This is a genomic window from Frankia sp. CeD, from assembly GCF_000732115.1.
In the GTDB taxonomy this organism is placed as follows: Bacteria; Actinomycetota; Actinomycetes; order Frankiales; family Frankiaceae; genus Frankia; species Frankia casuarinae.
The window spans coordinates 1,348-20,535 of sequence record NZ_JPGU01000053.1; the positions used below are offsets into that span (position 1 = coordinate 1,348).

At 67.2% G+C, this 19,188-nt stretch carries 18 protein-coding genes and 4 pseudogenes; 14 read left to right on the forward strand and 8 right to left on the reverse strand.

From position 1 onward, the window contains the following. On the forward strand, nt 1-876 hold an 876-nt coding region (locus tag CED_RS18895), incomplete at its 5' end, for an aldo/keto reductase (protein ID WP_235187152.1). Here CED_RS18895 and CED_RS23050 read toward each other — a convergent pair. From CED_RS23050 to CED_RS18905, 3 genes are all read right to left on the reverse strand, one after another. Further along, nucleotides 867-1,718, reverse strand: coding sequence for a hypothetical protein (locus tag CED_RS23050; protein ID WP_369807859.1), 852 nt, complete (start codon nt 1,716-1,718; stop codon nt 867-869). The two genes, CED_RS18895 and CED_RS23050, sit on opposite strands and share 10 nt — an antisense overlap. A 133-nt stretch (nt 1,719-1,851) precedes the next feature. Continuing rightward, a complete protein-coding gene (locus CED_RS18900; protein WP_011434862.1) occupies nt 1,852-2,061 on the reverse strand; it encodes a DUF397 domain-containing protein in 210 nt (69 codons plus the stop codon). Then, a complete protein-coding gene (locus CED_RS18905; RefSeq protein WP_011434863.1) occupies nt 2,058-2,948 on the reverse strand; it encodes a helix-turn-helix transcriptional regulator in 891 nt (296 codons plus the stop codon). The genes CED_RS18900 and CED_RS18905 overlap by 4 nt, the downstream gene beginning before the upstream one ends. A gap of 320 nt (nt 2,949-3,268) precedes the next feature. Between CED_RS18905 and CED_RS18910 the strand changes: the two genes are divergently transcribed. The 8 genes and pseudogenes from CED_RS18910 to CED_RS18950 form a co-directional block, all read left to right on the forward strand. Further along, nucleotides 3,269-3,574, forward strand: coding sequence for a hypothetical protein (locus CED_RS18910; RefSeq protein ID WP_035912889.1), 306 nt, complete (start codon nt 3,269-3,271; stop codon nt 3,572-3,574). Between the two features lie 91 nt (nt 3,575-3,665). Further along, nucleotides 3,666-4,247 carry an ATP-binding protein gene (locus CED_RS18915; RefSeq protein ID WP_235187153.1) on the forward strand — a complete coding sequence of 194 codons (582 nt, stop codon included), beginning with the start codon at nt 3,666-3,668 and terminating at the stop codon, nt 4,245-4,247. Nucleotides 4,248-4,293: 46 nt separating this feature from the next. Further along, nucleotides 4,294-4,824: a hypothetical protein gene (locus CED_RS18920; protein ID WP_235187154.1), complete on the forward strand. Its 531-nt coding sequence runs from the start codon at nt 4,294-4,296 to the stop codon at nt 4,822-4,824. Nucleotides 4,825-5,217: 393 nt separating this feature from the next. Continuing rightward, nucleotides 5,218-5,873, forward strand: a pseudogene (locus tag CED_RS23055) (transposase). Between the two features lie 501 nt (nt 5,874-6,374). Then, nucleotides 6,375-7,205, forward strand: coding sequence for a transposase (locus CED_RS18935; RefSeq protein WP_160172412.1), 831 nt, complete (start codon nt 6,375-6,377; stop codon nt 7,203-7,205). 77 nt (nt 7,206-7,282) lie between these two features. Next, the gene (locus CED_RS26365) at nt 7,283-8,365 is read left to right on the forward strand and encodes a transposase (protein WP_152569798.1); all 1,083 of its coding nucleotides are present in this window, start codon (nt 7,283-7,285) and stop codon (nt 8,363-8,365) included. Continuing rightward, on the forward strand, nt 8,328-9,017 hold the full coding sequence (locus tag CED_RS18945; protein WP_035912905.1) for a transposase: 690 nt from the start codon (nt 8,328-8,330) through the stop codon (nt 9,015-9,017). Before CED_RS26365 ends, CED_RS18945 begins: the two co-directional genes overlap by 38 nt. Nucleotides 9,018-9,028: 11 nt before the next feature. After that, a pseudogene (locus tag CED_RS18950) lies at nt 9,029-9,691 on the forward strand (transposase); the annotation flags it as partial. 220 nt (nt 9,692-9,911) lie between these two features. On the opposite strand, the gene CED_RS18960 reads toward CED_RS18950, so the two are convergent. Then, nucleotides 9,912-11,042, reverse strand: coding sequence for an IS630 family transposase (locus tag CED_RS18960; RefSeq protein WP_035912911.1), 1,131 nt, complete (start codon nt 11,040-11,042; stop codon nt 9,912-9,914). 205 nt (nt 11,043-11,247) lie between these two features. Between CED_RS18960 and CED_RS18965 the strand changes: the two genes are divergently transcribed. From CED_RS18965 to CED_RS25550, 3 genes and pseudogenes are all read left to right on the forward strand, one after another. Beyond that, on the forward strand, nt 11,248-11,574 hold the full coding sequence (locus CED_RS18965) for a hypothetical protein (protein ID WP_035912924.1): 327 nt from the start codon (nt 11,248-11,250) through the stop codon (nt 11,572-11,574). A 130-nt stretch (nt 11,575-11,704) separates the two neighbouring features. Next, nucleotides 11,705-13,171 carry a site-specific integrase gene (locus CED_RS18970; RefSeq protein ID WP_035912913.1) on the forward strand — a complete coding sequence of 489 codons (1,467 nt, stop codon included), beginning with the start codon at nt 11,705-11,707 and terminating at the stop codon, nt 13,169-13,171. Between the two features lie 102 nt (nt 13,172-13,273). Further along, a pseudogene (locus tag CED_RS25550) lies at nt 13,274-13,477 on the forward strand (hypothetical protein); the annotation flags it as partial. 374 nt (nt 13,478-13,851) lie between these two features. Here CED_RS25550 and CED_RS18975 read toward each other — a convergent pair. Beyond that, complete coding sequence (locus CED_RS18975) at nt 13,852-14,427, reverse strand: transposase (RefSeq protein ID WP_369807860.1); 576 nt, start codon at nt 14,425-14,427, stop codon at nt 13,852-13,854. Further along, nucleotides 14,394-14,933: a winged helix-turn-helix domain-containing protein gene (locus CED_RS18980; protein ID WP_035912916.1), complete on the reverse strand. Its 540-nt coding sequence runs from the start codon at nt 14,931-14,933 to the stop codon at nt 14,394-14,396. The genes CED_RS18975 and CED_RS18980 overlap by 34 nt, the downstream gene beginning before the upstream one ends. A 194-nt stretch (nt 14,934-15,127) precedes the next feature. Between CED_RS18980 and trpS the strand changes: the two genes are divergently transcribed. Further along, nucleotides 15,128-16,240: a tryptophan--tRNA ligase gene (trpS, locus tag CED_RS18985; protein ID WP_051868925.1), complete on the forward strand. Its 1,113-nt coding sequence runs from the start codon at nt 15,128-15,130 to the stop codon at nt 16,238-16,240. 137 nt (nt 16,241-16,377) lie between these two features. Here the strand turns inward: trpS and CED_RS18990 are convergent, their stop codons facing one another. After that, entirely contained in the window at nt 16,378-17,121 is a 744-nt protein-coding gene (locus CED_RS18990) for a DUF5825 family protein (RefSeq protein WP_035912918.1), read from the reverse strand. Next, nucleotides 17,118-18,881, reverse strand: coding sequence for a RiPP maturation radical SAM C-methyltransferase (locus tag CED_RS18995; RefSeq protein ID WP_255361133.1), 1,764 nt, complete (start codon nt 18,879-18,881; stop codon nt 17,118-17,120). The genes CED_RS18990 and CED_RS18995 overlap by 4 nt, the downstream gene beginning before the upstream one ends. A gap of 98 nt (nt 18,882-18,979) precedes the next feature. Between CED_RS18995 and CED_RS19000 the strand changes: the two are divergent. After that, a pseudogene (locus CED_RS19000) lies at nt 18,980-19,188 on the forward strand (hypothetical protein); the annotation flags it as partial.

Consider the following 19,188-nt stretch of genomic DNA (forward strand, 5'->3'; position numbering starts at 1 on the left):
GGAGGGCATATGCGCGGAACTGACTCCGGAATTATTCTCGGGCTATACCGGTCTGACCACAGACGGCAAGCTTTAGAGGATGCCCTTGCCGTTGGCATTCAATGCCTAGACACAAGCTACAACTATCATGGGTTCGACTCGCATCGCCTTCTCTCAAGCGTCGTGGGCGATTTACTTTCCATGTTCTCCATCTCGACGAAAGTCGGCTTCTTCCGAGAGTCCGGACGGGTAGTTCACACCCTCGCTCCCGGCCGGCTTCGCCGTGCGGTGGAGGAATCAGCGTGCGACCTTGGACGCATCCCGGACGTCGTCTTTCTGCATAATCCTGAGAAGTCCCTTGTGGGAGTGAGCCCCGTACAAGCCCGTGAGCGCTTGGATGCGGCGTGCGCGGCGCTGTATGAAGCGGTAGCCATGGGTCTGTGCGCGTCGTGGGGAATATCGTCCTGGGATACGGCGCCGCTGATCCGGGCGCTTGACGGCGATCTCTTCGCGAAGGCTCCCACGCCAGACGTGCTCATGGTCCGCGCGGGGCTGACGGTGCCGTCTGACCAGCTCGACGCGAGCGAGCGGGCGGCGCAACGTCTGGGCGTCCCGTCCGATCGCCTGTGGGGGATGAGCCCGTTCGGCGGGGACGCCGCACGCGACGTCTGGAAGAGAATTAAGGCGGCCACCTTTCTTCAGCCAAACGAAGAAGGGTCAAATGTGCAAGCCGTCTTCCGCGTGTCATATGAGCTGCCAAGAGTAACGCGGATAGCCGTGAGTTCCGGCAGCACAGACCATATGAGGGAACTTGTGTCAGCCGAAGCGCTAAAGGTTGACCTAGACCAGATCGCTCGTTATCGGCAGCTCCTCCGTGAGAGAGGCGCTCACATCTGAAGGTCTTTCACCAGCCTTTCGACAGCCTGACATGCCGGCTCGTGAAGCGGCCCTGAATACGAGGCGGGCGCGCTGACAATGTCCGCGCACAGAAATAGCGTCATGATCTTACCTGTCTTGCTTTCCAGTTCCTCTCTGTACTCTCGGTAGATGCGGCTGGCGAGGTCGGGAATTGCCAGGCTGTTGACCCACAGGTTCGCTGGGTCCAATCCGCGCGGCGCCATTCCCCAGTCTTCCCAGTCAAGCAGCATACATTCTGGTGCCGTGAGATTCGCCCAATTTAGGTCGGCATGCGCGGCTGACCATTGCTCGATCCTAGTGTCGATCTTGCCGCCACAGGCCCGACTGATTGCCAGGTCCACCCGCGCTTGCGTTATTGTCTCGGTGTGAGGAGTAGCTAGCCGGGTGGTCGAATGCCCGGCAAGCGCGGCCAGCGAAGATCTCAGCGTCGCCCACCACGCCTCAGAAAGGTCGGGATCGGTAGTGAGGATACCACCGGGTTTAACGGGATGATCCGCGACGAAATCTGTCTCGTCAGCCCTCCACATGAGATCCTGGTCGGGATCGTTCCAAGAGACGCTTTGCCTCCAGACGGGCCGGGCCACGCCATGAAGCATCGATGAGGTCTCTGCTCCGTTCCATCCCTGACCGGTCATCTTCTCTGGAGATCGAACCTCAACACGGACCCAGGTTCCTCTATCGCTGGCGAGGCCAATTGAGCGTCGCTTCCGCACGACCGCGGTTCGGTCAAAGTGAACGTCTAGTGATCGCTCGACACGTTTCAAGACGTCGTTATAGGATCCCGACCTGAGATCCAATTTAGCGCGGACGTTTGGCACGATGGAAACCCTATCTCTCTCGTCGCTCGGGCGGAGTGTCACCCGTCCGCCTGCGTTCGAGCGCCACGCGGACGGGCAACAATAGTGAAGACGTGTAAAATGCTATCTCGGCGCCCTGTGGACACCGTATCGGCTGTTAGGCCGTGAACTCTCCATCCGTCACACCACGCACGAACGCCGACCATTCCGCACTGGTAAAGACCAGCGCAGGCCCGGTTCCATGGTCCTTGCTGTCCCGTAGGGCGACAAGGCCGCCGTCAAGGAATGCAACCTCGACACACTCACCCTTAGCGTTGCTGTAGCTACTCTTGCGCCACACCGCGCCGGAAAGATCGTGACTGTTCATGGTTCGAGACTCCTAGCTCGATCAATGAGCATCTTGGTGCTCGCGTCCCGCTCGGCCGCAGATTCCCACATCGCGCTGAACGACTCTTCGTATTGCTCTACCTCACGATCTTTCTCTAGATACAACGCTCCGGTAAGTCCCTCCACGTAAACCGTTGGCGGTTCCCCCGCTCGTCCGGTTCCGTTCTCGGGAAACCGAAGAACGACGAACGGACCCGACGTGACGCCCGTGTGTAGGCCGGCACTGAACGGCATTACCTTGATCGTGACATTAGGCAGCCGGTTTACGTCCGCAATCCGTTCGAGTTGCTGTGCGAGCACCTTCGGGCCACCAACGGGGCGATGCAGAATCGACTCGCTGAGAACAACATTCAGGACCGGGGGATCGGTCACTCGGGTCAGCAACGCCTGCCGGGCCATGCGTACATGAACTCGCCGGTCTATTTCGTCGTTCTCGATATCGGGGTCTTCCGCTCGGATCAGGGTCCGTGCGTACTCCTCTGTTTGGAGGAGACCGGGAACGAGTTCCGCCTGGTAGCACCAGAGGCGAGAGGCTGCCTCTTCGAGCCCGATGTACAGGTCGAGCCAGGCCGGGATGACGTCGCCGTAGCTGTGCCACCAGCCGCGCGCCTTCGTCTCCTTCGCGAGCCCCATCAGCGCCTCGGTCAGGTCGGTGGGTGCACCGTAGATCCGGCACATGATCTCTACGTCAAAGCTCCGAAGCGAGGTCAGCCCCGACTCGATGCGCCAGATCTTGGCTTCGGACCACTCCAGGCGCCGTGCGGCTGCCCGCACGGTCAGCCTCGCCTGGTTTCGAAGATCGCGTAGGTACCGGCCGAGCTGGCGGCGCGGCACGGTCGAGCCCGTCGTCGTGCTGCCTTCTGGCATCGCCCCTCCTTCGGTTTGAGGGTAGTCCATCACCCGAAATGAAAGACTCCGGTCGCTGTTTCGAAACAATATCAACATCTCTCAGCTTGCATTGTGAGTCTTGCATGTTGGGTCCTCACGGTGTTTGACTTCTGCGTGACAGCAGGCGCGCCGAGAGTGGCCGCCTGGCCGCCTACGGCGCTGCCATCGGCGGACGCTCGCGTCTCTCTGCGTTGCCAAGGAGCCCTCCTCGGCGGCATCTGCCGCGCCCTGCTGTCTGCGGCACGGAGACGGAGGCGCGGCGCGGGGGCTGCCCGTCGCAGACCGAAGGGAGAGGGTCCATGGACGAACGCCGGTTCGTGGCGTGGGACGCGGACGGACGACCGCTCGGGGCATTCCCCGACTTCGACACCGCCCACGAGTGGGCGCACGTGCGGATGCGGCAGGCGCGAACCCGCCTCCCCCTGACACTCGACGACCGTGTAGCGAAGGTCAGCCGCCGCCTATCCCACGCCCGCTGTGAGCTGGTGGCGTGGGCCGAATTCGCCGTGTTGCCCGGCTGTGACCTGCCCGCTCTCGGCGCAGCCGCAGCCGCAGCCGCAGGCGACACGGCGCGGCGCCAGCCTGCACAGCACTCACGGTCGTGACCATCCGGATCATCGGCCGCTGGGCTGCCGTCCGCGCGCTGACCGCCGCACGGGGCTCAGCATGACTGGTGACTCATCGCCTGTGATCCGGGTGGCCGTGGCGCACTTCCCGCCGACAGCCGCCGCCGTTCCCGACGTGCGCACGAGCACGGCCTGCACGCTCAGGGAATGGTCAGTCGACTCCGACACCGTCAACACTGTCGAACTCGTCGTTTGTGAATTGACCTCGAATGCCGTGAAGGCGAGCCGCCCGGAAGACGTCGTGGCCATACGGCTCACCGCGACAGGAGAATACGTCCTTGTTGAAGTGCGGGACGGCAATGACACCGCTCCCCGTATCAAAAGCCCGGACCTGTTCAGTGAGGACGGACGCGGCCTGCTGATGGTCGACGCGCTGTCGCGCCNATGGTCGTGGTGGAGAGTAAAGACCGGCGGAAAAGTTGTCTGGGCCGAGATTCCCGGTGGTTTGCAAGCCACGCCGCCGCCGACGCAGGCCGCTACGCCGATGCCGACGCGGACACCGAGGGTCGGGCCGCAGCCTACGGCGCCGGTCGTCTACCGCACCGACCCGGAGACCCTGCGGCGGGTCGCTGACGCGCTGCGCGCGCTGGACCCGTGGCACCGGACCCCCTCCGGCCGCAGCTTGCCCGAAGCTGTGCCGCACCGGGCCTGACGCATCGCAACCTGGCCGGGNAAGGGGGAACATGGGGCGAGCTGGTATGCGAGCGGAACAGAATGCGCTACGGGTCCACCTGTTGCATGCGGGAATGACGCAGGCCGAGATAGCCGACGAGTTCATCCGACGTTATCAACTTCGCCCTCGCGCCGCTTTCCGCCACGCGCACGGCTGGACGCAGCTACAAGCCGCCGACCACATCAATAGACAAGCGGCCCGTCTCGGCCTTGACCCGGACGGCAGGGCTTCCATCACCGGTCCCTATTTGTGTGAACTGGAGCATTGGCCGGACACGTCCGCGCGGCGAAGGCTCACCCCGCAGATTCTCGCGCTGCTGGCGACCGCGTACGGCACCGACGTTCACCGGCTGGTGGACGCCTCCGACCGCGTGCGGATGCGGCCGGCGGACCGGCTGGTGATCGACGCCATGACGTGCGTGCGCCAACCGGCCACCTGCCCCCGCTGCCGCCGCCGGGAACCAACCGCGATGCCCCGGATGCCGAGGGCGCGGCCGGATGCGCTGGCGTCGTCCGGGAGCCTCGCTGTGTCGGCACACCCCCTGCCCATCGGGTAGCCGTACCGGTCGCCGTGCCGGTCCCCTGTTTGAGCGGCGACCCCGCAAGGGCGCCGCTGGCGCAGGCCACCGGCTCCGCTGGGACTGCCCAAGGACAGCCCGACTCGTAGCCCTACAGGCCACGTGTTCACATCTGGACGACCTCGGCCGCTGGGCATCCGCACGCTCGCAGGCTCCCGCATGGGTCGCTACGTTCCTGTTCGGTATGAATTATCCAAACTTCCCGTCCGTCCGCCCACCGGAGCACCCATCGGCCCGCCCACCGGACCACCTGTAAAGATGGGTGGGTCTGAGATGTCGCACTGGCGCAGGTCAAAGCACCTGCCACACCCACCCAAGCACTCCGCGACTTAAGAGCGTGTCTTGCGTGGCTGCCCGGGGTACATATCGATCATGGATGTGTTGGAGAGCAGCCTTGCCGGGCGGCTGGTCCCGGACGAGTTGNGGGAGCTGGTGGAACCGCNGCTGCCCCGGTTCGAGGCCCGCNGGCAGGGCGGTGGGACTGCCCCGATCGAGGATCGGGCGGTGTTTACCGCGGTGGTCTACGTGCTGACCTCGGGGTGTGCTTGGCGGCATCTGCCGTCCGAGTTCGGGGTGTCGGTACCCACGGCGCACCGTCGGTTCCAGGCGTGGACCCGGGCGGGTGTCTGGCCTCGACCGCACCGCAAGATCTTGGACCTGCACGGTGTGGCCGGACGGGTCGACTGGTCATCGGCGATCGTGGACGCGGCCAGCCTGCGAGCGAAAAAGGGGGAAGCCTGACCGGTCCGAACCCGGTCGACCGCGGCAAACCGGGCTCGAAGATCCATCAGCCGGAACGACGGCGTTTCCTGCATCGGCGCGGTATCGCGGTGCGGATCGCCCGCCGTGGTGTGGACAGTACCGAACGCCTCGGCCGGCACCGGTGGAAAGTCGAGAGAACCCTGGCCTGGCTCGGTGGCTACCGCCGCCTGAGCCCGCGTTACGAACGTAACGGCTACAACTTCCTCGGGTTCCTCTGCCTGGCTGCCGCGATCACCTGCTGGAAGAAGCTCCCACGCTCGACGTAAGACACGCTCTAAGAACCGTTTGATCTTGGTTGCTGGCCCTGAAATCGCCGTNCGGCCGGTCGCTACCCGGGCCCTGACCAGGGGTGATGCCCAGTGACCGCGCCGAGGTCTACATCATCTAGCGAATCGAACAGGCGTTCCGCATACCTGGCGGTTCCGGGCGCCTCGGCCCGCATCGTGNCCGTGATCGTCGGTGTGGTGGTCGCGTTGACGTTCCTCTTCGGGTTCGGGAACAGCCTCGCGCTCGGGGTGCGGATGGGGGTCCCGATCTGGGTGGCGCCGTAGTCGCACCAGCGGTGGACCTGTCCGTGGTCGCGCTGCTAGAGCGCCGGTCAGGTAGCCGTATGTGAGCTGTGGTAGGCGGCACCGGTCGGCGGGTGTCATGTGCCCGTCTTGATCGGAAGGTGCTGGCTGATGCGTCCTGGGATATGGGCTCCGCCGGTGGAGCCCTCGACCGCGGAACAGACTGTGATCAGACTGGTGCGGCGGGCGNAGNTGTTNGTGTTNCTGCGCCGGNATCGNCANGAGCTGTTCGACGAGGCGTTCCAGACCGAGCTGGCCGAGGTCTACCGCGACAGTCCGAAAGGGCAGCCGGCGCAGTTGGCGTTGGCGCTGATCCTGCAGGCCTATACCGGTGTCTCCGACGACGAGGTGATCGAGGCGACGGTGATGGACCGGCGTTGGCAGCTGGTTCTGGACTGTCTGGACACCGACCGGTCTCCCTTCTCCAAGGGCATCCTGGTGGGCTTCCGCGCCCGGCTGATCGGCGCCGGGTGGGACCGGCGGCTGGTCGAATGCACCGTCGAGATCGCCACGGTGACGAAGGGCTTCGGGCCGCGGGCGTTACGCGCAGCGTTGGACTCCAGCCCGCTGTGGGGTGCCGGCCGGGTGGAGGACACCCCGAACATGATGGGACACGCCCTGCGCAAGGCCCTGGGTGTGATCGCGGCTCAGCAGGGGTGGGGGCGGGCCGAGGGAACCAGGGTCCTGGCCGGCCAGGCCGGGGCACCGGTGCTGGCCGGGTCCAGCCTCAAAGCCGCGTTGGACGCCGACTGGGACGATCCCGACGAGCGGGACCGTGCCCTGGCGGTGGTGCTGGCCGCCCTGGAGGCGGTGGAGACCTTCGTGGCCGCCCAGCCCGCCCCGGAGGCGGCCGAAGCCGCTGTCGCGGTGGCCCGTCAGGTCCGCGACCAGGACGNCGAGGTCACCACGGCCGGGACAGCGCGGCTGCGCCGCGGGGTCGCCAAAAACCGGCGGATCAGCGTGGAAGACCCGGACATGGCCCACGGCCGTAAGTCCCGCTCCGTCCTGGTCGACGACTCTGCTGCTTAATTCGGCTGGGTGTCGTTGGTGCGGCATGATCTCCTCTGCGGTCCTGGTCGTGTCGTGGGCTGCGGGAGGTGGAGTGCATGTCGTTGCAGCCGAAGGGGCTGCCCGAGATCCCGGCGCAGACCGTGGCGGTCGCCCGGGCGGCGTTCCCGCGTGGGACGTTGGCGATGCGGCTGCGGGACCGGCTGGCCGAGGNGTTGGTCGATGAGCCGTTCACCGGGGCGTTCGGGCGCCGGGGGGCGCCGGGTCTGCCGCCGGCGGTGTTGTCGCTGGTCACGGTGCTGCAGTTCACCGAGAACCTGACCGACCGGCAGGCTGCGGCGATGGCGGTCCGCGCGATCGACTGGAAGTACGCGCTCGGCGCGGAGCTGACCGATACCGGGTTCNACCCGACGGTGCTGTCCCGGTTCCGCGCCCGGCTGGCCGACCACGGCCTGGAACGGGTGGTCTTCGACCGGCTCCTGCAGGCCTGCGTCGACCAGGGCCTGATCGGCGGCGGTCGCAGGGCGCGCACCGACTCCACCCATGTGATCAGCGCGGTCCGGGACCTAAACCGGACCGAGCTCGCCGGGGAAAGTGTGCGGGCGGTGTTGGAGGCCCTCGCGGTCGCGGCCCCCGGCTGGCTGGCCGACACCGTGGGCATCGACGAGTTGGCGCATCGCTACGGCGAGCGGGTCAACGGGTGGACGATGCCGTCGTCGAAGACGGCCCGGGNCCGTCTTGCCGTGGTGTTCGGGCAGGACGCGCTCGCCCTGTGCCGGGCGGTCGCCGCTTCCACCGCGCCGGGCTGGCTGGGCGAGATCCCCGCGGTGGCGTTCCTGCGCGAGATGCTGGTGCAGACCTACTACCTGTCCACCGATCCTGTCCACCGATCCCCGGGGACGGGAGGTGATCGCAAAGCNGGACGCCGACAGACAGGGTGTCCCGCCTGGACATCGTCGCTTGGCCTCCCCCTACGACCGCGATGCGCGGTGGGCGGCCAAGGGCGACGACCTGTTCTGGTGCGGCTACAAGGTCCACCTCACCGAAACCTGCGACCCTCCCCCCGGAGCCGGAGCCGGAGCCGACGTGTTGCCGTTACGGCTGATCACGAACGTTCTCACCACCCAGGCGAGCGTCCCGGACGTGAAGGCCACCGAGATCGTCCAGGCCAGCCTCGCTGAGCGTGGCCTCACCCCGGGCGAGCACTACCTCGACGCCGGCTACTCCAGCGCCGACCTCATCCACGACGCCGCCACCCGGGGCATCACCATGGTCACCCCAGCCCTCCTCGACCACTCACCCCAGGCCAAGGCCAACGCCGGGTTCGACAAGGCCGCGTTCCGGATCGACTGGAAAGCCCGCCAGGTCCGCTGCCCGCAGGGCCACACCAGCACCGGCTGGTACCCCGTCCGCCAGCACGAACGCGACGCCATCGTCGTCGCGTTCGCCCGCACCGACTGCCACCCCTGCCCCACCCAGAAAGCGTGCACCACCTCCACCCGCCGCACCCGTTACCTCAGCCTGCGCCCCCGAGAACTCCACGAAACCCTGGCCACCGCCCGCGCCGAGCAGGCCACCGACACCTGGAAGACCAGGTACGCCCTGCGCGCTGGGATCGAGGGCACGATCAACCAGGCCCTCGACGTCACCGGCCTGCGCAACGCCCGCTACCGCGGCCTGCCCAAGACCCGCCTCCAACACGCCTTCTCCGCCACCGCGGTCAACGTCCTCCGCCTCGACGCCCACTGGAACCCCGACCAGCCACCCTTCACACCCCGCGCCAGCAGGCTCACCCGCCTCAGCCAGCAGCGCACAACCCCAACCGCGAATTAAGCAGCNGAGTCGTCGACGGGTACAAACGCCACGTGGTCACCGACCTGGACACCGGGCTGGTGCCCGCGGTCGGGCTCACCCCCGCCAACGTGCCCGAAGCCACCGTCACCAACACAATCAGCGACGACCTGGCCGCCCAGAATCTCCGCCTGACCGAGCTCCACATCGACCGGGCCTACCTGTCTTCCACCCTGGTGCGTGACCGCGACCCCAACCTGGAGATCTTCTGCAAGGCGTGGCGGGNACGTAATGCCNCCNGCCGGNATGCCAANACCGCCTTCACCCTGGACTTCGACCGCGGCCTGCTCACCTGCCCCCACCAGGTCACGATGCCCTTCGCCCCAGGCCGCACCGTGCGTTTCCCCGCGAAGGTCTGCGCGGCCTGCCCCCTGCGAGAACGATGCACCACCAGCGCGACGGGGCGCAGCGTGACCATCCACCCCGACGAAGCCCTGCTCACCGAGCTCCGCGAACGCCAGCACNCCCCCGCCGGCCGCGCCCGCCTCCGCGAACGCACCAAAGTCGAACACACCCTCGCCCACATCGGCCACTGGCAAGGCCGCCGCGCCCGCTACCACGGACAGCGCAAGAACCTGTTCGACCTCCGCCGCACCGCCGTCGTCCACAACCTCCACGTCATCGCCCGCCAAAAACACGATCAGCAAGCAGCCTGATGACTACTTGACCGGCGCTCTAGGCACCAGGCACCTCGCGGTCCATGGCGGGCCCGAGGTGGTGCTGCGCGCGGCGCGGCGCCTGCTCCTGTTCGCCAGCCTCGTCATACTGTCCTTGAACATCGCCGAACCGTTGATCGCCGGCCACTGCGGACGCGCCGCGTTCGACGCGGTCGGTTCTCTCCGCTTAGTGGTTGAGCCTGGAAGTCCTTTGGGGGTGTTAGGCGGCCTGCGCGAGGGCTCTGGCATTTGGTTCTGACTTCACCTGACTCCCGTGATCATTGGTGTCGGGTGGTGGGACGGGCAACCGAGCGACGGAGCCCGCGACGGCTGGTGCTGTGTCGTCGTCGAGGCGGGCGAGGTGGCGTTCGAGGTCGGCCGCGGTGTACTTCCACTTGAACGGTGTGGCGGTGACGTTGTAGCGGTCGACGAACGCTGTCAGGGTGTCGGCGAGCACGTCGAGGCTGGCGAAGTCGCAGGGTGACACGACCTTCCGTTGGACGAGCGAGAAGAAGATCTCCACTTGGTTCAGCCATGAGGCGTGTGTCGGGGTGTGGATCAGGATGCGGTTCGGGTGGGCGGCCCTGAGTCGGTTGATCGAGGCCTGGCCTCGGTGGTCGGAGCCGTTGTCGACGATCACGAACACGCGCTTCGCCGTCCGGTAGCGGTCCTGGGCCATGACCTGGCCCATCAGTTCCATGAACGGCGCGATGCCCGTCGTCGGCGGGGTCAGCACGGCGGCGATCCTCCCGGTCTGGACGTCGAGCGCGGGCAACAGCGCGAGCGCGCCGTGACGTTCGTACTCGTGCTCGACCCGGATGATCCTGCCCGGGGCGGGCGGGGTGGTCGGGTGGATCCGGGCTCTCGCCTGGATCGACGGCTTCGCGTCGATCGAGACGATTCGATCCTCGGGGCCGAGGGGTTCCTCCTGGTAGAAGCCCTCGTAGAGATCGAGGATCACTTTCGCCTTCGCGGCGAAGCCCGGGCCGCGCGCGAAGATCCAGGACTGGTAGCGCCACGGTTTGATCGGGTGCTCGGCGAGGATCCGCCGCACCGACGACGCCGAGATCGCGTCGACCAGGCCGCGGGAGAGCAGTTCGGCGGCGAGTTCCGGACACGACCAGCGGGCCAGCGGCACCTGGGTCTCGGCGGGTAACCGGCAGGCCAGCGCGACGACCTCGGCCCGTTCCGCCTCGCTGATCCGCCGTGGCCGACCCGACCGGGGCAGGTCGACCAGTCCCGCCTCGCGTCGCCGCGCGAACCGGCCCCGCCACGTGCGGACCGTGTCCTCGGTCACGCACAGTCGCCGGGCTATCCGCGCGTTGGAGTAGCCGCGGGCCGCGTCCAGCACGATCGTTGACCGCTACCAGTCCCGGTACGGCGTCCTGCGCCCGTTCACGCGGGCCTTGAGCCGTCTGCGTTCGCTCGCGGTCAGGTCTATGGGTACGGCAACGCGGGGTGACGGCATCACGCACTCCGGGAGCAGGCGGGGTGGGCGTCCAAGGCGACGGCGGGATGATCGTAGCGATCTGCCGGCTGCCGGCAGACTGGTGGGCATGGCGGCGATCCCCGAGTCCACGACGTCCTCGATCCGGCTGCGCCTGCTCGATCATGCGGAGCAGCGCTGGCCGCAACTCGCCCGCACCGAGGTCACCTACCGTGGCGCGTTCGCCTACGTCGCCGGCGTCCTGCCCGACGGCGAGGAGATCCCCCTGTGCCGGTTGCGCTACGGCGGGTCAGCCCACTCGTTCGGCTTCGCGATCTNCNCCGCCGCCCACGACCGCTACGAGGAAGCCGCCCTGCTCNCCGGATNCCCCGCCGGTAGCCCCCAGGACGCCCTCGACACCGCCTGCACCATCCACCTCCCCACCGAACCCAGCTGATCACTGCACCNCCGAAGGACTTCCAGGCTCAACCACTTAGTTGCTGTGTAGCGATTCGCTGCTGACCTGGGGTGACACGGCGTTTTTGGTCGTGGTTCGGCGCCGTGTCGTGGTTCTACCGTCGACTCCCATGTTGCTGATCTTCTTCTCGTCACGGGGGTGGGAGTCGTGGGATGTCGAGGCAGCGCCGCTGATCCCCGAGCGCATGCCGGTGCTGGTCGACGACGATCTGCGGTTCGAGGACGGGCCGGGGTGCGTGCGGCCGGCGGCGGTGGNGAACCGGTGGCTTCGTGAGCTTCCGGCGTGCGGTGTGCCGGCGCCGCGGTCGTGGGCGGCGTATGCGCGGGCGGTGAAGGACTGGGTGGAGTTCCTGGCCGGGCACGGCATCGACGTGCTCGGCCCGCGCGAGCAGCTCAAACTGGCACTTGGGAAATATGCCGAGGACCGGTCGGCGGGGCCGGTGGAGCGGCGGCTGGCGGCGAGCACGTGGAGCCAGCACATAAGCATCGTGAGCATGTTCTACCGGTGGGCGATGGCCGAAGGCTATGCGTCGGCCGAGCCGTTCACCTACCGGACCGCGAAGGCCATGGTCGGCGGCATGGTGCGTGACGTCCGGGTGAACCTGGCGATGCGCCGAACTCCGAAACCGCACGTCACGATCAAATATCTGGAAGCCGACTTTGCGACGTTGCTGCTGAACGCGCTGGCCGGGCTGGACCGGGACGGTCAGGCGGATGCTGGCTATGCGGGGCGGGAGCTTGCCCGTAACCGGGCGGTGGTCGGGTTGGCGTTGGCGACGGGCCTGCGGTTGCAGGAGTTCTCGTCGCTGCTGGTCTATGAGATCCCGACGCCGCCGTCCCGGCCGGGGGCGCTGCCGGTGCCGTCCGGGGTGGCCAAGGGCCGTAAGTTCCGTACCAGTTGGATCAGCGTCGAGGCGCTGAGGGTTGTGCATGATTATGTGACGCTGGACCGGGCCGCCGCGGTGGAAGGAGCATCATGGTGTCCGCCGGCCCGGTGGGGTCCTGCGCTGCGGGTGAGCGAGCCGGACATGCGTGGCGGGCGGATTAACGGGGNGCGCCGGGACTGGGATGCGCTGACGCCGGGCGAGCGGCGGCGGCTGGTCGCTCCGGATGGTGGTTCGTGCCTGTTGGCGGTCCGCTCGGACGGCGGACCGTTCACCGCCTGGGCGACCGTTTTGGAACGCGCGTCGGATCGTATCCGGGCACGTGTCGAGCTGCGGTTCCCGCATGTTCATCCGCATCGGCTGCGGCATTCTTTCGCGATGGCCACGTTGGAACGGCTGGTGGATGGGCATTACCGGCGGGCCGCCGAACTGGTGGCGGCCGGTGGAGACGGCGGGCCGGACGCCGCGTTGGCGTTGTATCTGAGCAAAGCCGATCCGCTGCTGGTGCTGCGGGATTTGATGGGTCACTCATCGGTCACCACGACGGAGGCTTACCTTCGCCGGTTGGACACCACCCGGATTTTCGGGGAGGCGTATGCGCGAGCCGGCGCGGCGGCCGGCCTGGCCGATGATCCGGCGGCGGACACCGAGGTCGCGGCGGAGTTCACCGACGAACCTGGCGAGGACGACTGATGCCGGCCACGGTGACCGACGACGGGCTGGGGATCGTGTGCGTGTTCAGCGACGGCAGCCGAGCCAATGCCCGGCAGGACTACCGTCGGGGGCCCGCTGTCGCGTGAGGCGCGCAGGCAGGACCTGTTGCACCGCGCCCGCGCCGAGGACGTGCTGCACTGACAGCAGCACCAACGCCCCATCTCCGCGGAAACGCTGCGCAAGCGGCTCGCCGTTGGCACCGGGACAGCCCGCGGCCTGGTCGCCCAGTTGCGCGCTGACATCCACGGTGCGCTCGATGGTCGCAGCAACCGGCCGACGTCGTAGACCAGGGCGGCGAACCGAGGGACGCAGGTTGGCCGGTCGCTGATCCTCCTGCTCGGCCGACAGATCACACGGTGGTCGCCGGTGCGGTGGTGGTCGGGCTGTCATCCTCACGGGTGAACAGCGTCATGGCGGACGTCGGTCGGTGCGGTCAGCTCGCGGGGGGATTGCGGATGGCGGGTCTTCTGGAGAGCGTCGAGCCGGATGGCACGGGCGGGCATGTCGAACATGGTGCCGGCGGACGCCATGACCGGCCACCGGGTCGGCCGGCCGTCTTCACTCGGAACCGAACCGCCCAGACGGCTGCTGTTAATATGGGGGCGTGGACCGTTCGTGCCTCATCTGGTGGCGCTCTTCCTGAGCTTTAATGCGTGGAGTCATGTTGACCATAGCTCTTCCCAGACCAGACCGGTTTCGGCGAGGAACCCCAACAGCAACGGGGGCCGGTACTGCATTCGTTTCAGCCCGTGCTTGACCGCCTGGCAGACCTCGTCGAGGGCGCGGGCAGCCAGGTTCACCACAGCGGTGCGCTTGAGCTGTGACCACACCCCCTCGGCCGGGTTCAGCTCAGGGGCGTAGGCCGGTAGCAGCACCGCGCTCACCCAGCCCGCGTGCTCCCGCAGGAACGTGGTCATCTCCGTCTGCCGGTGGATGTTCACCCGGTCCCAGACCAGCACCAGCCGGCCCCCGGGAAGCTGCGCATGCGCGGCGGCCAGCAGATCCCGGCAGTCCNCCCAGCCGATCCCCCTGCGCCCGCCACCACCCCGCCAGGTCCGGGCCCGGTAGAGCAGCCGCGGACGCCAGCCGGGCCGGTAGCAGACCATCCCGACCACACTCNCCCGGCCGTTCCCNCCCCGCCCCGGTACCCGCACCACCGGGGTCCGACCCCGCCGGCCCCAGGTCCGTGCCCGTGGCGGCCTCAGCCCCTGTCCTGTCTCGTCGAGGAAACAGATCCAGGCGTCCTGGGCCGCCGCGGTCTTTTTACCGCCGGCCACTCCTCCTGCGCCCAGGCGTCGACCGCGGCGTCGTCGCGTTCGACCGCGCGGCGGGCGGGGAGCTGGCACGACCAGCCCTGCCGGTCCAGCAGCAGCCACACCCCGGCCAGGGTGTAGTCCACCCCGAACTCTGCTGCGATCACCTGGCGGACCCGGGCCAGGGTCCACCGCTGATCCTCCCAGCCGTACGGCCCCGGTCCCCGGCGCAGGACCGCCTCCAACCGGGCCAGGTCCCGGTCATCCAACCGGCACCGCGACCCCGGCCCGGCCNAGCGCAGCCCGGACTCGCCCTCGGCCTCCCAGGCGTGGTGCCAGCGGCTCGCGGTCTTCGGGGTCACCCGGAACTCCCGGGCGACCTCGGCCTGGCTCGCCCCCGCGGCGAACCGGCCGGCCGCAGCCCTCCGGACCCGCTCACGTTCCACCTGCTCGGCGGGCGTCAACCCGCCACCCGTCGCATATCTCATATAGCCGGTCTACCCGATTCACACCCGCCCGTAGACAAACACAGAAAACCAGCTTGACCTCGAAGATTAAAGCTCAGTAGTAGGAGCGGCCGCCTTCCCAGCTGTGATCGCGCCGTTCGGATGGACGGCCCTTCGCGTCTCGGGGATCGGGCTCGTGCCATCGCGACGGCGGGACCGACCTTCCAGGAGATCCCGTGAACACTGATTCCGCGTCCATAGGCCTAGATACCACAGACTCGGACCCCGCTACCTCGGCGCTCAGAACCTCCGCCGCCCAGGCGCGCAGCGCGGAATTGGAAGAACTGATTCTCAGCAACCCCGAGCGGTTTCGGGTACTGACGGGTGACCGTCCTACCGGGCGCCTACATCTCGGGCACTACTTCGGCACGTTGCACAATCGGGTTCGCCTTCAGGATCTCGGGACGGAGATCTTCCTGATTATTGCTGACTACCAGGTTCTGACCGATCGCGACGTAGCGGACAACCTGACCGCCCACGTGGAGGAACTGGTCCTGGACTACCTGGCCATCGGCATAGACCCGGCACGCAGCACGATCTTCACACACAGTGCCGTCCCCGCCCTCAACCAGCTGATGCTGCCCTTTCTAAGCCTTGTCTCCGTTGCCGAGCTGAACCGCAATCCCACCGTCAAGGAGGAGATCGCGCATTCCCGGCAGTCGGCCGTCAGTGGCCTGATGTACACCTACCCCGTCCACCAGGCCGCCGACATTCTCTTCTGCAAGGGAAACCTGGTCCCAGTGGGCCAGGACCAGCTTCCCCACCTCGAACTCGCCCGCACGATCGCCCGCCGCTTCAACGACCGCTACGGCGACGGCACCAGACTGTTTCCAGAGCCCGAGGCGCTCCTGTCGAGCGCGCCCCTTCTCCTCGGCACGGATGGCTCCAAGATGAGCAAGAGCCGGCGTAACGCTGTGGCCCTGGCTGCGACCGCCGACGAGNCCGCCCGGCTGCTCAAGGGAGCGAAGACCGACTCCGAGCGCCACATCACCTACGATCCCGCGAACCGTCCCGAGGTGTCCTCCCTCCTCCTGCTCGCTTCGCTCTGCCAGAACCGGCACCCTCATCAGGTCGCCGACGACATCGGCTCCGCCGGGGCCGCCGCACTTNAGAAGATCGTGATCGAAGCGGTCAACGACTACCTGGCACCGATCCGGGCTCGCCGAGCCGACTACGCCGAGGACCGCTCCCATCTGCGCCGTGTGCTCCGCGAGGGCAACGAACGAGCGGGAGCCGTCGCCGACGCAACCCTCGCCGAGGTGCGTACCGCCATGAACAGCCACTACTGACGGTCTGGGGTCACCGGCCGGCCGGGTCGGCGCCGAGTCGCCCGAGACTGCCGAGCCACACCTGGCACCGGGCGGCTTCGGTGGCGACCCGGCTGTGGTGGCCGCCCGGCTTCCAGGAAGAGGGCCGCGGGAGTCGGTCAGAGCTGCCGGTCAACCGTCNGAACGGACTTCTTCGTGCCGGCCGCGGCCAGAGTCCCGCCCAGCAGAAGCGTCCCCACCGGCCAACGACGCATATGCACCGGTAGAGTGACGCAATAGTCGCCGACGCGCAGGATCAAGCCCTTGCCCACCAGGTCCCGCGCGGCCGCGGCATACTGCGGAGTCCGGGTCACGTCGGCCCACGCGCATCCCGACATTCCCTGCCGGAGCACGTCGATGAGGACGGCGTCGTCGACGATGAACCGATTCGTGGCCTCGCTCCTCTGGTCGACTACGGAGACGAAGTCCGGCCCCTTCCGGAAATAGAACAGACCAAAACTGCCCGCCGATCNCCAATGGCCGAGGGGGAGTTCTCCCTCGCCCAGGACGGTCACCTTCCCCGGAGGCGGTAGGTGATCGAGTATCCGAACCATCCCCATCTGGTCCGGGCTCAGGCTCAATGACCACGACAACCGNACTCCGATCGAGGAGCATTCGCGAACCAGCGCGATGCTTCGCGCGGTCACGTCAGCCGGGAGTCCTGACAGGTCGACGGCCTCAGCCAGCCGCACACCGGCGACGGGCACACGCCGCAGAAGCGATCCCAGTTCGTCAGGAGCAGGGAGCCCGGTCCAGTCCGCACCGAGGACCAGCACCGCGGCGCCCGGTCGCCCGCCCGCCGGGCGGCGCCCGTGGCGGTCGGCCAGCGCCCTGAGTCCGTCGATATCCAGCAGGGCGCTCATCGGGATGCCGCGACCTCTCTGCCGTCGACAAGCTTCCGGCGGTACGGGTCGACCTCGAGCGCCAAGCTCACGTAGCGCCCTTCGTCCTCGAAGGCGAGACCGCGGTCGACGAAGTAACGAAGGATCTTCCGGGCTNCCTCGTCGGTCACGACTTGGCCGCCGTCGGCGAGCCGTCGGCGCACGCCCTCCCACCCGGCTCCCTGGAAGAGATCGAGGTATACATTGCTTTGCAGCTCGTCCAACTCGATGACCTCTTCAGGCCAGCTTGCCCGCTGGTCCTCGATGACCACCCGGCCCTGGTCGTCGATCCAATACAGAAGCGTGCTCCTTGGATAGGCCTCGGCCCAGTTTCTGACTGCCTGCTTCAGGTCGTCCTCCAGCGGCCCCGCGATCCCTCGCGTACTGCCGTCGAAAAGGTAGACGAGATCATACAACTCGCCTTTTGGAACATTATAGATAAGTTCATAGAAGCGCGCCGGCGTGCGGAACATGAATCCAATGGAAGGATCATCGAAATAGGGACTGAACCTCTCCAGTGCAANGCGCCACGCGCCGGTTGGCGGCTGGAGGTGTTCCAGTGATGCCATTTTCCTCAGCAGGCTCTGATAATCTTCGTCGGTCTCCCCAGGGAATCCGTACAGGATGTTCCAGGTGACGCTCAGGCCGAGATCCATGCCATCTCGCAGCATACGCACGTTGTGCGCCGAACTCACGCCCTTTTCCATCAGCCGAAGCACGTGGCTGCTCAGGCTCTCGATGCCCGGCTGGACGAAGAGCACGTTCGCGTCCCTCAGGCGGCCCAGCTGCTCGCGGGTCATGTTCGACTTGATCTCGTAGTGAATCCTCAGATCACAGTCGAGGGCCGCCAGCTCCGGCATCACCTTATCGATGTAGCCCATGTCGAGAATGTTGTCGACCATCACCACGTCGAGAACGCGGTGCCTCGACGCCAGGTCCCGGACCTCGTGCGCGATGCGTTCGGGAGCCTTGCTCCGAAAGTTAATGTTCGATCCGTTCAGGCCGCAGAAGGTGCACTGGTGAACTTCGCCCCACCAACAGCCACGGGATGTCTCGAGAACCGCCATCGGCCGGATGCCGGGGCCGAGCGACGAATTCTCGAGCGCCTGGAAGTAGCCGTCGTAGTCGGGGGCTGGCACCACGCCGAAGGGCACGGACGACTCGGCGGGNGGGNTCGTGACCGTCATCCCGTCGGACCGCCAGCTGAGGCCGGGTATGTCGGCGACACTCGCACCTGCGGCGACACACCTCAGCAGCGCGGGCAGCGACCGTTCGCCTTCACCACTGATCACGAAGTCGAGCTGATCGAAGTTCCGGTGCAGGGCCGGCCCCTGCGGCCCGTCGCAGTTGCTGCCGCCGATCACCGTGAGGACGCCCGGCGCGACTCTCTTGATCTCCCTCGCGAGCGCGAGTGACGGAACGTTCTGCATGAAAGTGCTGGTGAATCCGACGATGTCCGGTGGATCGGCGGCGATCTCGGCCGCCAGCTGCCGGATGAACGTCCGGGAGTGTCGCTGCATCTCGACGGGAACCTCCGCGTCGACACCCTGCGCGTCGAGAAGCTGCGCGTACTCGTCGACACGGTAGCTCGCGACGTCATACAGCGCGGGAGCGAAGACCCAGTCGCCGACGCCCTGAAAGANNTNGACCGCCNCCTTGCCGTAGTCCGCCACGCCGATGGCTCCGCCGCTAGCGCACATCAGGTGCTCAGCCCACCGGAAGTTTCCGTACAACTCGTCCACGGACCAGCCGGGCGCCTGTTCCCCTACCTGCCAAGATGATGTGAGACAGAGGTCATCGTCAGTCTAGGCTAGGTATGGCGGGTAGGGAGGGGTTGATCGTGGCGATGGTGCTGACGGCCGGGCGGGGCCTGGTCGATGATGGTCGGGTGGATGACGAGCCCGAGCGGCCGCGGCCTGACCCGGAGGTCGAGCCGAAGGCGAAGCGGCGGACGTTCACGGCGGAGTACAAGGCGCGGATTCTCGCGGAGTACGACGCGGCCGGGCATGGTGAGAAGGGCGCGATCCTGCGCCGGGAGCGGTTGTATTC

Coding starts and splice junctions, on each gene's coding strand:
- CED_RS18900 (WP_011434862.1), bottom strand. CDS start 2,061: ATGAACAGTCACGATCTTTCCGGCGCGGTGTGGCGCAAGAGTAGCTAC.
- CED_RS18905 (WP_011434863.1), bottom strand. CDS start 2,948: ATGCCAGAAGGCAGCACGACGACGGGCTCGACCGTGCCGCGCCGCCAG.
- CED_RS18910 (WP_035912889.1), top strand. CDS start 3,269: ATGGACGAACGCCGGTTCGTGGCGTGGGACGCGGACGGACGACCGCTC.
- CED_RS18920 (WP_235187154.1), top strand. CDS start 4,294: ATGCGAGCGGAACAGAATGCGCTACGGGTCCACCTGTTGCATGCGGGA.